This window comes from Nocardia blacklockiae, assembly GCF_015477355.1.
In the GTDB taxonomy this organism is placed as follows: Bacteria; Actinomycetota; Actinomycetes; order Mycobacteriales; family Mycobacteriaceae; genus Nocardia; species Nocardia blacklockiae.
In genome coordinates this window covers 74,468-87,764 of the sequence record NZ_JADLRJ010000006.1, presented here as the reverse complement: position 1 = coordinate 87,764, position 13,297 = coordinate 74,468, and the positions used below count along the sequence as shown (strand labels likewise).

Genomic DNA, 13,297 nt, shown 5'->3' with positions numbered 1-13,297 from the left:
CGAACCGATCTCACGCGCGCCGTCGCGAGATCATATGTCCAGCAACGCCGCCGGATCGAACACGACTCGAAACGGCTTGTCCCACTCCACATCCGCTGCGAACTCGGTTCCCTCATCGACAGCAGGCTCCCAATGGTAGGAAGCACCGTCCAACCGAGCACGGTGGATGCGAACGGCCGGTTGATGCTCCACGAGCCAATACTCGGGGATACCCAGCCCGGCATACTCGCGCACCTTCCGCACTCGGTCGGTACGCTCGCTGCCGCTACCGGGTGAAACGACCTCGACCACCAGCAACAGCTCCGGGCCCGGAATCAGCCTCGGCGATTGATCGAGGACCACTGCCCGCGCGAGATCCTTGGGCACGACGGCAACATCAGGTTTGCGAACCCCACCAGGAGTGCTCACCTCCCATTCCCCACCGTCCAGCGCTACGACGGAATCGCCGCCGGCCGCCTCGATAATTCTCGCCAACCGTCGCGCGATCCAGTTGTGCCGAGCCCCCGCCGCCACTTCGATCAGCCACCCGTCCTCGAGTTCGAAACCCTTGCCGTCTTCCGGGAGATCGTGCAGATCGAGGACGGTGTAGGGCCCGAAGCCAGCAGCGTAGGTGGAGTTCTCCGCTGTCATACCCGTCTCCGATTTCGTGTGGTCAGCGACTGTATCGATGCTAGTTCGATCGAAGCGATGCTATCCGAGTATGGCAGCAGAGCCCGATGGTCTTACACGGCGGCGGCGATGCGGTCGCCGATTTCGACCGTGGAGGCGGTGCCGGTGCGGGAGGCGAGGTCCTTGGCTACGGCGGATTCGATGCGGGTGGCCTCGTCGGTGCGGCCGAGGTGGTTGAGCAGGAGGGAGACCGAGAGGATGGCGGCGGTGGGGTCGGCCTTGGACTGGCCGGCGATGTCGGGGGCGCTGCCGTGCACCGGCTCGAACATGCTCGGGTTGGTGCCCGAGGCGTCGATGTTGCCGGAGGCGGCCAGGCCGATACCGCCGGAGACCGCGGCGGCCAGGTCGGTGATGATGTCGCCGAACAGGTTGTCGGTGACGATCACGTCGAAGCGGCCCGGGTCGTTGACCATGTGGATGGTCGCGGCGTCGATGTGCTGGTAGGCGACCTCGACCTCGGGGTATTCGGCGCCGACCTCGGTGACCGTGCGCTGCCACAGCGAACCGGCGAAGCTGAGCACATTGGTCTTGTGCACCAGGGTCAGGTGCTTGCGCCGCTGCTGCGCCTTGGCGAAGGCGTAGCGGACCACGCGCTCGATGCCGAAGCGGGTGTTGGTGCTGACCTCGGTGGCGACCTCGTGCGGGGTCTCCACCCGGATCGCGCCGCCGGTGCCGGTGTAGGGACCCTCGGTGCCCTCGCGCACCACCACGAAGTCGATGTCCGGGTTGCCCGCGAGCGGGCTGGTGACCCCCGGATACAGCTTGGACGGCCGCAGGTTCACGTGGTGGTCGAGCGCGAAGCGGGTGTGCAGCAGCAGGCCGCGCTCGAGCACGCCGCTCGGCACGGACGGGTCGCCGATGGCGCCCAGCAGGATGGCGTCGTGCTGCTTCAGCTCGGGCAGCACGTTCGCCGGCAGCACCTCGCCGGTCGCGTGATACCGCTTCGCGCCCAGGTCGTAGTGGGTCTGCTCGACGCCGGGCACGACCGCGTCGAGCACCTTCAGCGCCTCCGCGATGACCTCGGGCCCGATTCCGTCACCGGGGATGACAGCCAGCTTCATAGGACTACGGCTCCGTTTCGTTCGTGCGCCGGACAAGCGTTCTCGGCGGTGGGCTTCGGCCAGCCCGCACCCGACTTCGCGCGCACCGGCGGCGGCCGGGCTCGCGAGCATCGCCACCCTATCCGGTGCCCGAATCAGCCCGCCCACCAGGGCAAGCCGGTCCCGCATAGTGGAATTCGAGCTGCCGTGGGGTGGGGGGACAACCTGCCGACACATCGTCAGGTGACGAAATCCGGCCTCCGCCGTCCCCGGCCGTCCCTCGTCGTCCCCGGCCGCTCCCCGTCATCCGCGGCCGTCCCCCGTCATCCCGGCCGCCCCCGTCATCCCCGGCCGTGCCTCGTCATCCCGGCATGCTTTTGGCCGGGATCCACCAGTAGATTCCGGCTAAAAGCATGCCGGAATGACGGGGCGCTGCGCACGCAAGCCGTGAAGAAGGGGCCTACGCACGCAAGCCGGAATGACGGGGGCGCTGCGCACGCAAGCCGTGAGGAAGGGCGCTGCGCACGCAGGCCGGAATGACGGGAGCGCTGCGGACGCGGAAGCTAGCTCAGGTCGACCTGGGCTACCTTGGCGGCGCCCACGGCCTCGGCGATCGCGGCCTGCACGTCCGCCGGCACGTCCTTGTTGACGCGCAGCACCACGGTGGCGCCCTCCTGGTCGATGTCCTGGCTCAGCTGCGCGGCCTGGATGTCGATCTCGGCCTCGCCGAGCTTGGTGCCGATGCGGCCCAGCGCGCCGGGACGGTCGTCGTAGTTGAGGATGGCCAGGTTGAGGCCCTCGGCGCGCATGTCGTAGTTGCGGCCGTTGATGTTGACGATCTTCTGGACCTGCTGCGGCTCCGTCAGGGTGCCGGCGACGTTGAGGGTGCGGCCGTCGCCGAACACCGCGCGCAGGTCGACCAGGCTGCGGTGCGACGGGCTCTCCGACACGGTGGAGACCGACGCCTCGATGCCGCGGTCCTGCGCCAGCTGCGGCGCGTTGACGAAGGTGACCGGGTCCTCGACCAGCGCCGAGAAGATGCCGCGCAGCGCCGAAAGCTTCAGCACCGCAACGTCTTCCGAGGACAGCTCGCCGCGCACCACGACCTCCAGGCTGACCGGCAGCTCGCTGGCCAGCGCGCCGAGCAGCACGCCCTGCTTGCGCACGATCTCGAGCCACGGCGCGACCTCCTCGCCCACCGCGCCGCCGGTCACGTTCACCGCACCCGGCACGAATTCACCCGCCAGCGCCAGCAGCACGGACTTGGCGACGTCGGTGCCGGCCCGGTCCTGCGCCTCGGAGGTGGACGCGCCCAGGTGCGGGGTGACGACGACCTGCGGCAGCTCGAACAGCGGGCTGTCGGTGCAGGGCTCGGTCTCGTACACGTCGATGCCGGCGGCGCGCACGTGGCCGGAGGTGATGGCGTCGGCGAGCGCCTGCTCGTCGATCAGCCCGCCGCGGGCGGCGTTGACGATGATGACGCCCGGCTTGGTCAGCGCCAGCTTCTCCTGCGAGAGCAGGCCCTTGGTCTCCGGCGTCTTGGGCAGGTGCACCGAGATCAGGTCGGCGCGCTGGAGCAGTTCGTCCAGCGAGACCAGCTCGATGCCCAGCTGCGCGGCGCGCGCGGGCGACACGTAGGGGTCGTAGGCGATGATCTTGGTCTCGAACGCGGCCAGGCGCGCGGCGAACAGCTGGCCGATGCGGCCCAGGCCGACCACGCCGACGGTCTTGCCGAAGATCTCGACGCCGTTGAACTTGCTGCGCTTCCAGGTGTGCTCGCGCAGCGTGGCGTCGGCGGCCGGGATCTGGCGGGCCGCGGCGAGCAGCAGGGTGACGGCGTGCTCGGCGGCGGTGTGGATGTTGGAGGTCGGCGCGTTGACGACCATGACGCCGCGCTCGGTGGCCGCGGGCACGTCGACATTGTCGAGGCCGACACCGGCGCGGGCGACGATCTTCAAGTTCTTCCCGGCCTCGAGCACCTCGGCGTCGACGGTGGTGGCCGAGCGCACCAGCAGCGCGTCCGCCTCCGGCACCGCGGCCAGCAGTTCGGGTCGGTTCGGGCCGTCGACCCAGCGAACCTCGACACCGTCACCGAGCGCATCGACGGTCGACTGGGCGAGCTTGTCGGCGATCAGAACTACCGGACGGCCATGTTGGCTCACTGTGGGGCACTCCTGGGGAAGAGGATCGGCATTTACCGCCGCCCAGCTTAATGTGCCGGTTTCGGGGCCGGGGTACCGCCCGGTAGGCGGGTGCCGTCAGTACGCCGCGATCCCATTCGCCACCTCTCCGACGGCTCCCACCAGTGTGTCCCTCCCGCACTTACGCGCAGCATGACCACCGCGCGTCCGGTGCGTGAACGGGGTGAACCGGGTCCGTCGGCCGCGTGAGGGTTGCGCGAAACCTTGGCATACATGCTGGTCGGCGGGCATTTCGGCGGTCATGGTGTGATCATGGTCATCACGCGGCGTACGTGTTCGGCACTGTTGGTGACATCCTTCGCGGCGCTGGTCACCGGCGCTTCGCTGCCGCGGGCCGGGGCCGCGCCCGCGACCGGCAAGGTGGCGGTGATCGGGATCGACGGCTGCCTCTACAGCGAACTGCTCGCCGCGATCACGCCGAATCTGCAGCGCCTGGCCGCGGAGGGCACCCTCAGCCGGTACTCGATCGCCCCGCACACGACGGTGTCGTGCCCGTCCTGGTCGGCGGTGCTGACCGGGGTGTGGGACACCCGCACCGGCGTCTGCGACAACGGCGACTCCTGCTCCCCCGAACGTCTGAGCCGCTTCCCCACGGTGTTCAACCGGATCAAAACCGCTGCGCCACAACGGCGTACAGCGTCGATCGCGACTTGGGACACCATCTCGATGATCGCGCGCCTGGGCGATCCGCACGCCGACACCGTCCTCACCACCGGCGCCAATCCCCTGGGCACTTACGGCTGCGAGGCCGACATCGACACCGCGACCGCCGCCGAGACGGTCCGCGCGGTCGCCGACGGCACCGACTTCGTGTTCACCCACTTCGACCAGGTCGACATCGCCGGTCACCGGCTGCGCGCGAGCAATCCGCAGGCCTACCGGGACGCGATCAGCCGGGTCGACGTGCTGGTCGGCCGGATCGCCGACGCGGTCCGGTCGCGCTCGGAAGAGCACCCCGAGGAGCGCTGGACGATCCTGGTGACCACCGACCACGGCCACAAACCGGAGGGCGGACACGGCAGCCAGACCGCCTACGAGACAGCCAGTTTCGTGATCGCGTGGGGACCGGACTTCACCGGCGGCCGAAACTACAACGGCTACTCGCTGATCGATGTCACCCCGACGGTGCTGGACCTGCTCGGCCTGCCCGTGGCGCCCGGGCTGGACGGAAAGTCCTTGCGCGCGGGCGGATCCGGCGATCCGAAGGTCGCGCCGCCGCACACTCCGGTGATCGGCCACCCCGCCGATCCCGCGACCACTCGCCTTGCGGCACTGCCGTTTCCGGCCGACGCCGGCTGCAAGGTCGGCGCCGGTTCGCGCGACGACTGATCCGAACGCGCAAGGGCCCCGCACCGAAACGGCGCGGGGCCCTTGGCAAGTCGGTGGGGTCAGGTCACGCGATTACGCGGACGCCCTGGGCCTGCGGGCCCTTCTGGCCCTGGCCGATCTCGAACTCCACACGCTGACCCTCATCGAGGGAGCGGAAGCCCGACCCGGAGACCGCCGAGTAGTGCACGAACACATCGGGGCCGCCGTTTTCCTGCGCGATGAAGCCGAAGCCCTTCTCGCTGTTGAACCACTTAACTACGCCTTGCGCCATTTCATACCTTCTGTTGACGAGCCGAGCCGACCAACCTTACGGCCGCCTCGGTCTCACTCGTCCACATTGCCATCACCCCGGCGGCCTCGCCACCCTCGGTCCGGTGCGGACAGTGTTTGCGGTCACGCCGCGAGATCGTCCACAACATCCGGTTCACCGCGACGTTATCGCACCGTGATTGGCGCGGAGGCCGCACTTCCGGACGTCGGAGCCGGTTTCCGACGAAAATGGCCCGGCCTCGGACGCTTAGCGTCCGAGGCCGGGCCCAGGGTCGATCAACACGACCATCGTACGAGGTCAGCCCCCGAACGAGCCGGTCCACAGGGTGTCGATCAGGCCGTGGAAGGCGGCGCCGAAGGTGTCCCACAGGCCGTTCAGGGCGGCGCTACCGGTGTCGATGATAACGGGGATCATTGAATAACTCTCCTTTGCGAATCCCAGTCGAACTGGCTGACAACCGGTATATACGACCTAGATAAACAACCGTTATCCAGATTTGCTGGAAAGTGACTCGAGCGACATAATCGCCAAAATGTGCGCCAGGCCACACCTATCGGCCGCGCAGCACCCGCACACCCCGCGCCTCGGGGCCCGCCTTGGCCCGGCGGATTTCGAACTCCACCCACTGGCCCTCCTCGAGCGATCGGAACCCGACGCCCTCGACCTCGGCGTAGTCGACGAAGACATCCGGGCCACCGTCGTCGGCGGTGATGAAACCGAAGCCCTTCTTACTGTCGAACCACTTGACCGTGCCGTGCGCCATCCCACTTACCTTCTCGCCTACGAGCCAGGCAGACGATAACGAGGTCAGCGGCGAGAGTCCAAGCGGGCCCGGCGCGTTGCCGACGGCGCGCGGTCAGCCGTTCGCCACGGCGCGCTCGTAGGCCTCGCGCAGCCGTTCCGAAGGCGCCGGACCGGCCGCGGCGGGACGCGGGATGCCCAGGTGTGATTCGCGCAGTTCGTCCATGAACTCCTCCCACAGCCGCGGCCCGCCTTCCTCCAGCAGTTCCGCGCGCACGCGCAGCCGCTCGGTGGTCTGGCGGTGCCGCAGGCCCCAGCTGCCCAGCTGCGCCATCACCGGCACCAGCTGAATGGCCGGCTCGGTGAGGCGGTATTCGGCCTTCTGCCCCGGACGCGTGTCCTCGCGACTCAGCAGACCGGCCGCGACCAGCCGTTTCAGCCGGTCGGAGAGGATGTTGGAGGCGATGCCCTCCTCGGAGCCGGCCAGCAGCTCCCGGAAGTGCCGCCGGTTGCCGAACATGACGTCCCGCAGCACCAGCATCGTCCACTTGTCACCGATCACCTCGATCGTGGCGTTGATGGGACATCCCGAGCGTGCCTGCACGATCGCTCACCTCCGTCTCGACGAACTGGTTGCAGTCTACAACTGCTTGCGTTATCGTATCTACCGATTGCAAAACACAACCAGTTTGAGGTGAGTTTCATGCCCGCATTGCGTGCCCACAACCTGTCGATCTCCCTGGACGGCTACCTGGCCGGACCCGATCAGGGCCGCGACAACCCGCTCGGGATCGGCGGCGAACAACTGCACGAGTGGATCTTCGAGACCCGATTCGGCCGGGAGATGACGGGAGAACCGGGCGGGTCGACCGGCGTCGACAACGATTTCGGCTACGCCGGTGAGCAGAACATCGGCGCGACGATCATGGGCCGCAACATGTTCGGCCCGGTGCGCGGCGAGTGGCCCGATCACACCTGGACCGGCTGGTGGGGCCCGAACCCGCCGTACCACCACGACGTCTTCGTCCTCACCCATCACCCGCGCCCGTCGCTGAAGATGGAGGGCGGCACCACCTTCCACTTCGTAGACGACTCTCCCCGAGCTGTGCTGGACCGCGCGTTCGAGGCCGCGGCGGGCAAGGACGTGCGGCTCGGCGGTGGGGCGGCCACCGTGCGGCAGTACCTCCAGGAGCAATTGGTCGATGACCTGCACTTGGCGGTGGTGCCGATCCTGCTCGGTGGGGGCGAACGGATCTTCGACGGCCTCGGGACGCTGCCCGGGTACGAGTGCACCCAGCTGGTGTCGAGCGAGCGGGTCACCCACGTCCGGTTCACGAAGGCGGAACGCTGATCGGAGCGCCCGCGGCTCAGAGGTACCGCACCTGCCGCGGCTTGGCCTCGTCGTAGTTCGCCCGCCCGGAAAGGTGTTCCGGCACACCGACTTCCCACCACGCGCCCGTCTCCGTCCAAGACGCGGGCCGGGTGCGCACCACGACCACCGCCGGGCGGGACTCGGCGAGCGCCGCGGTGCGGGCCTCGGCGTAGGCGGACCGGAACTCGGCGAGGTCGGTCGCGGTGAACACGGCGCAGCCGAGGGACCGCGCGTGCGCGGCGAAGTCGACCCGCGGCGGCTCGGCGTGATTGGAGCGGCAGTCGTCGTACCGGTTGTTGAAGGCGTTGCCGCCCTGGCCTTCCTGCAGCCGCGCGATCACCGCGTAGCCGTCGTTGTCGCACACCACCGCCACCAGCGGGTGACCGGCGAAGGCGGCGGAGAACAACTCGGAGTTGAGCATCAGGTAGGAGCCGTCGCCGAGCAGCGTGGTCACCAGGCCGCGGCGGTGGGCCATGGCCGCGCCCCACGCCCCGGCGAGTTCGTAACCCATGCAGGAGAATCCGTACTCGACGTCCATGGTCGGCTCGCCGCCGACCGCGCGCCAGCCGCCGACCAGTTCCCCGGGCAGGCCGCCGGACGCGGTCATCACGTAGTCGGTGGCTTCGCTGAGATCGTTGACCGCGCCGACGATCTGGGCGTAACTCGGCACACCGGCCGTGGGCTCGCGCAGTGTGCCGATGTAGTCGTCCCACTGCGCGCGGACGGCCGCGGCCCTGGCGCTCCAGGCGCGGTCGGCGTGCCAGCCGGCCAGGTGCGGGGACAGCTCGTCCAGGGCCGCTTCGGCATCGCCGACGACGGCGAGCGCACCGTGCTTGACAGCGTCGAAGGCGGCCGTGTTGACGCTGACCACATCGGCGTCGGGACCGAACACCGTCCACGAGGCAGTGGTGAAGTCCTGCAAACGGGTACCGACCGCGAGTACCAGATCGGCCTCGGCCGCAACGCCATTCGCCGACGCGGAACCGGTGATGCCCAGCGGCCCGGCGTACAGCGGGTGGTCGTGCGGCACCAGCGTGCGCCCCGCCGTGGTCTCGGTGACCGGAATACCGTGCTGCTGAGCGAATTCCAGCGCGCGCCCACCGGCGCCGGAGTAGCGGACCCCGCCGCCGAGTACCAGCAGCGGCCGGGCGGCGGCGGTCAAGGCTCGCGCCGCCCGTGCGAGCAGGCCGCGATCCGGACGCGGCCGGACGAGTGGATGCACAACCGGCTGGAACAGTGCGGGCGGGAAGTCGTAAGTCTCGGCCTGAACGTCCTGTGGCAGCGCGAGTGTCACCGGACCGACGTCGGCGGTGAGGACGCGGGCCACCTGCGGCAGCGTGGAGATCAGCTGTTCGGGGCGGGTGATGCGGTCGAAGTAGCGGCTGACGGCCCGGAACGCGTCGTTCGCGGTGACGGTGGCGTCGCCGAAATTCTCGACCTGCTGCAAGACCGGATCCGGCGCGCGGCCGGCGAAGGTGTCACCCGGAAGCAATAGCAGCGGAAGGCGATTCGCGTGTGCCACCCCTGCCGCCGTGACCATGTTCAGTGCCCCGGGCCCGATGGACGAGGTGGCCACACCCACCTGTCGCCGATGGGTCGCCTTGGCCAGTCCCACCGCCGCCAGCGCCATGCCCTGCTCCGTGTGACCACGCCAGACCGGCAGAATGTCCCGACGCTCCTCCAGCGCGGTACCTAGGCCCAGCACATTGCCGTGCCCGAAGATCGCGAAAACCGCCGGGAACAACGGCACTTCGCGACCGTCGAGAGTCTCGGAGTGCTGCGCTATCAGCCAGGCGACAAGTGCTTGTGCGGTAGTGAGCCTCATATCCAACAACCCTTCACCCTCGCTGCGAGGCCGCACACTCACCGCACAGCATGGCCTCGATTTCGGCCGGGGTCGGCATGGCGTCGGCGCATGCCAGGCGCGAAACCACCACTGCCCCGGCCGCGTTGGCATAGGCCGCGATGCGGTCGGGTTGCCAGCCGGACAGTAGGCCGTGTACGAGTGCTCCGCCGAAGCCGTCGCCCGCGCCGAGCCCGCACACCACGTCGACGCGGCAGGCCGGGACCGTCCAGCGCCCGTCTCCGGTGGCGGCCAGTACGCCCTCGGAGCCGCATTTGATCACTGCCAGCCGCACTCCGCGGTCCAGCAGGCGATCGGCTGCCTCGTCCGGATCGGCGGTGCCGACCACCACTTCGGCCTCGGATCGGTTGCCCACCACCACGTTCACGTGCTCGAGCAGCGCGCCGATCGCGCGGGCCGCGGTGGCGGCGTCGGGCCAGAACATCGGCCGGTAGTCGAGGTCGAGCACGGTGTGGCCGGACCGCGCCCGCCGCTCCAGGATCGCGTGCTGCGTGGAGCGGGCGGACTCGGCGCTCACGCCCGTCCCCGTAACCCACAGCAGCGGAACGGTTTCCACCACGTCCCAGGGCACCTCGTCGGCGGTGATCGTCAGATCGGGCGCGATCGGCGCGCGGTAGAACACCAGCGGCGGATCGGCCGGCGGCCGCAAGGCACAGAACACCACGGGCGTCTGCAAGCCCGGCGCGGTCGACACGTAGCGGGGCGAGACGCCGAAACCGGTGAGCGCTGTGCGCACGAAGTCGCCGAACCCGTCCGGCCCCACTTTGGTCAGCACCGCGCTGCGCCGACCGAGCCGGGCGGCGGCCACCGCCACATTGGTCGCGGTGCCGCCGAGGAACTTCTCGAACGTCCGCACCTCGGCCAGCGGCACGCCGCTCTGCTGCGGGTACAGGTCGACTCCGACCCGTCCTACCGTCAGCACCTCCAGCGGCTCCGCCGTCCCGGTCACGGCTCCGTCCGCTCCAATTCGTGCTGTAGCGCTTCGAGTTCCGCGCCGCCGGCCATCTGACGGGTCAGCTCGGGCAGGTCGATGTCGGACTTCTCGTAGGAGCCCAGGACACTGCCTCGCTTCAGCAGCAGGAACCGATCGCCGACAGGATAGGCGTGATGCGGATTGTGGGTGATGAGCACGACGCCGAGACCCCGGTCGCGGGCTTGTACCACGTAGCGCAGCACGATCCCGGACTGCTTGACGCCCAGCGCCGCGGTCGGCTCGTCGAGGATCAGCACCTTCGCGCCGTAGTGCACCGCGCGGGCGATGGCGACGCACTGGCGCTGCCCGCCGGACAGCGTCCCCACCGGCTGCTCCAGGTCGCGCAGCTCGATCCCCATCTCCGCCAGCGCCTTCCGGGCGATGTCGGTGCCCTTGCGCCGATCCAGCAGCCGGAAGGGCCCGGCCCCGATCGTGGGCTCGGAACCGAGCACGAAATTGCGCCACACGCTCATCAGCGGCACCACGGCCAGGTCCTGGTACACGGTGGCGATCCCCGCGTCCAGAGCCGCACGGGGAGAACCGAATACGGTCGGCTCACCGGCGACCAGCAGTTCGCCCGTGTCGTGGCGGTGCACCCCCGCGAGGATCTTGATCAGCGTGGACTTGCCCGCGCCGTTGTCGCCGAGCACGCACGTGACCTCACCGGCATTCACCACCGTCGACACGTCGCGCAGTGCCACCACGCCGCCGTAACTCTTTCCGACGCCGCGGGTTTCGATCAGCGGAACCGTCATCGCCGCACCCTTTCCGCCCGCTTCTTGAACGCGTTGTTGACCAGCACCGCCGAGAGCAGCAGGACGCCGAGGAACAACATGAACCAGTCGCTGTCCCAGCGCGCGAACACGATTCCCTGCCGCGCCATGCCGAAGATCAACGCGCCGATCGCGGCTCCGAGCACCGAGCCGAACCCGCCGGTGAGCAGACACCCGCCGACGACGGCGGCGATGATGTACTGGAACTCCAGTCCCACACCCTGATTGGCCTGCACGCTCGCGAAGCGCAGGATGTTGCAGGAGCCGACCACCCAGCCGGCGGCGGCGGTGGTCATGAACAGCAGGATCTTCGTCCGCACCGCGGGCACGCCGACGGCGCGGGCGCTGTCCGGCGCCCCGCCGACAGCGAAGACCCAGTTGCCGAACCGAGTACGCATCAGCACCAGCGCGGCGATCGCGGTGAGCACGACCCACCAGACCACCGACGCCTGGATCCGGGCCTCGCCGAGATCGGTCGTCGAGGCGAAAACCCAACCGGCCGAAGAGTATCCGGACGCCGAACGCATGCCCGAGACCTGCACGGTGCCGGTCACCAGGCGGGTGACGCCGAGATTCACGCCCTGCAGCGCCAGGAAGGTGCCGAGGGTGACGATGAAGCTCGGCAGGCCGGTGCGCATCACCAGCCAGCCGTTGAGCGCGCCCACAGCCAGCGCGAACAGCAGCGAAACCAGCAGCGCGGGCCACACGTTCCAGCCCGCCTCGACCGCCAGCAGCGCGGTGACCAGCGCGGTCGAGGCGGTCATCACACCGGCGGACAGGTCGAACTCGCCGCCGATCATCAACAGCGCCACGGCCACCGCCATGATGCCCAGGGTGGAGGCGTCGTCGAGCCAGGTGGCAACGCCGAGCGGGCTCAGGAACTTGTCCGTGATGACCGAGAAGAACACGAACACCAGCACCGCGCCCAGCGCGGAACCGATCTCCGGCCGCACGACCAGCCGGTTCAGCAGCGCGGCGCGCGCCGGGACCGCGTCGGAAGTGGCTGTGGCAGCACTCATCTCGTCCACTCCTGTACTCAGCGGGTGCCCTGCGCCACCAGCGCGGCGATGGCGTCGACATTGCCGGAGTCGACGAAGGCCGGTCCCGTCTGGACCGGCCGGCCGCCGCCGACGGCATTGAGATTGGTGCGGTACAGCTGCAACATCACGACCGGCAGGTAGCCCTGTTCGTACTGCTGCTGGTCGACGGCGAACAGCAGCTTGCCCGCCCGGATCGCTTCCACCACATCGGAATTCAGGTCGAAGGTGGCGACCGTAGCGCTCGACCGGGACTCCCCCGCCGCCGCGACGGCCCGCGCCGCGATCTGCGAATTCAGGGTCAGCACCGCGTCGATCGCACGGTCGGCCTCCAGCGCGCCTTTGATGCGGGACTGCGCGTCGGTCGGGTTGTTGATGTCGACCTGCAGGGTGGTGGCATTGCCGAAGCCGCCGATCGCGCCGCCGCAGCGTTCGGCGGCGCTGACATTGCCCGCTTCGTGGATCACGCAGAGCATCTTGGACTTTCCGGCCTCCTTCAGCCGCCGCCCCGCGGCCTCGCCCGCGGCGCGCTCGCTCTGGCCCACGTGCCCGATGGCCCCGAACCGCGCGCTCTCGGCCTCGCCGGAGTTGATGGTGACCACCGGAATGCCCGCTGTCACAGCACGTTCGATCGACGGGCCCAGCGCCTGCGGGTTGGCCATCGACACCACGAGCCCGCCGACGCCCTGCGCCACCGCGTTGTCCACGAGCTTGGCCTGCTCACCGGGATCCCCGGCCGAGTTGTACTCGACTCGAATCCCCAGATCCTTCCCGGCGGCCTGCGCCCCGTTCTTCACCACATTCCAGAACGCGTCGCCGGGCGTCCCGTGCGTAACCACCGCGACGGACTCGAGCTTCCCCGCGGCCACCGGTGCCCGGGTCTCCCCCACCGGCGCGTCGGCACCCGGCCCACTGCAAGCAGCCAACACCACCCCGACCACCAACCACGGCAGTACACGCCACCAGCCCACCCCACCACGCACTGCACGCAGGTCACGCCGCTCATCACCGTTGGGCCCTGGCCCCG

13 protein-coding genes are annotated in these 13,297 nt (G+C 69.3%); 2 read left to right on the top strand and 11 right to left on the bottom strand.

The features are described 5' to 3' along the window. Nucleotides 1-30: 30 nt before the first annotated feature. The 3 genes from IU476_RS19760 to serA all read right to left on the bottom strand — a co-directional run bounded on the left by IU476_RS19760 (nt 31) and on the right by serA (nt 3,871). Entirely contained in the window at nt 31-630 is a 600-nt protein-coding gene (locus IU476_RS19760; RefSeq protein ID WP_195102207.1) for a Uma2 family endonuclease, read from the bottom strand. Between the two features lie 92 nt (nt 631-722). After that, nucleotides 723-1,730 (bottom strand): 3-isopropylmalate dehydrogenase, encoded by a 1,008-nt coding sequence (locus IU476_RS19755; RefSeq protein WP_195102205.1) that lies wholly within the window; start codon nt 1,728-1,730, stop codon nt 723-725. 542 nt (nt 1,731-2,272) lie between these two features. Beyond that, on the bottom strand, nt 2,273-3,871 hold the full coding sequence (gene serA, locus IU476_RS19750) for a phosphoglycerate dehydrogenase (RefSeq protein WP_195102203.1): 1,599 nt from the start codon (nt 3,869-3,871) through the stop codon (nt 2,273-2,275). 252 nt (nt 3,872-4,123) lie between these two features. Here serA and IU476_RS19745 point away from each other — a divergent pair, with 252 nt between their 5' ends. After that, a complete protein-coding gene (locus IU476_RS19745; RefSeq protein WP_228824001.1) occupies nt 4,124-5,239 on the top strand; it encodes an alkaline phosphatase family protein in 1,116 nt (371 codons plus the stop codon). Nucleotides 5,240-5,303: 64 nt separating this feature from the next. Here the strand turns inward: IU476_RS19745 and IU476_RS19740 are convergent, their stop codons facing one another. From IU476_RS19740 to IU476_RS19730, 3 genes are all read right to left on the bottom strand, one after another. Beyond that, a complete protein-coding gene (locus IU476_RS19740; protein WP_195102200.1) occupies nt 5,304-5,510 on the bottom strand; it encodes a cold-shock protein in 207 nt (68 codons plus the stop codon). A gap of 550 nt (nt 5,511-6,060) precedes the next feature. Further along, nucleotides 6,061-6,273, bottom strand: a complete 213-nt coding sequence (locus IU476_RS19735) for a cold-shock protein (RefSeq protein WP_195102198.1) — start codon at nt 6,271-6,273, stop codon at nt 6,061-6,063. Nucleotides 6,274-6,366: 93 nt separating this feature from the next. Beyond that, on the bottom strand, nt 6,367-6,855 hold the full coding sequence (locus IU476_RS19730) for a winged helix-turn-helix transcriptional regulator (RefSeq protein ID WP_195102196.1): 489 nt from the start codon (nt 6,853-6,855) through the stop codon (nt 6,367-6,369). A 99-nt stretch (nt 6,856-6,954) separates the two neighbouring features. Here IU476_RS19730 and IU476_RS19725 point away from each other — a divergent pair, with 99 nt between their 5' ends. Beyond that, nucleotides 6,955-7,602, top strand: coding sequence for a dihydrofolate reductase family protein (locus IU476_RS19725; protein ID WP_195102193.1), 648 nt, complete (start codon nt 6,955-6,957; stop codon nt 7,600-7,602). Nucleotides 7,603-7,618: 16 nt separating this feature from the next. Here the strand turns inward: IU476_RS19725 and iolD are convergent, their stop codons facing one another. The 5 genes from iolD to IU476_RS19700 are packed head-to-tail and all read right to left on the bottom strand — an operon-like array spanning nt 7,619 to nt 13,202. After that, nucleotides 7,619-9,448, bottom strand: coding sequence for a 3D-(3,5/4)-trihydroxycyclohexane-1,2-dione acylhydrolase (decyclizing) (gene iolD / locus IU476_RS19720; protein ID WP_195102191.1), 1,830 nt, complete (start codon nt 9,446-9,448; stop codon nt 7,619-7,621). Nucleotides 9,449-9,461: 13 nt separating this feature from the next. Further along, nucleotides 9,462-10,436, bottom strand: a complete 975-nt coding sequence (gene iolC / locus IU476_RS19715) for a 5-dehydro-2-deoxygluconokinase (RefSeq protein WP_324194148.1) — start codon at nt 10,434-10,436, stop codon at nt 9,462-9,464. Continuing rightward, the gene (locus tag IU476_RS19710) at nt 10,433-11,215 is read right to left on the bottom strand and encodes an ATP-binding cassette domain-containing protein (protein ID WP_195102188.1); all 783 of its coding nucleotides are present in this window, start codon (nt 11,213-11,215) and stop codon (nt 10,433-10,435) included. Before IU476_RS19710 ends, iolC begins: the two co-directional genes overlap by 4 nt. Then, nucleotides 11,212-12,273: an ABC transporter permease gene (locus tag IU476_RS19705; protein WP_438944045.1), complete on the bottom strand. Its 1,062-nt coding sequence runs from the start codon at nt 12,271-12,273 to the stop codon at nt 11,212-11,214. Before IU476_RS19705 ends, IU476_RS19710 begins: the two co-directional genes overlap by 4 nt. Continuing rightward, nucleotides 12,270-13,202 (bottom strand): substrate-binding domain-containing protein, encoded by a 933-nt coding sequence (locus IU476_RS19700; RefSeq protein ID WP_324194147.1) that lies wholly within the window; start codon nt 13,200-13,202, stop codon nt 12,270-12,272. The genes IU476_RS19705 and IU476_RS19700 overlap by 4 nt, the downstream gene beginning before the upstream one ends. Nucleotides 13,203-13,297: the final 95 nt, after the last annotated feature.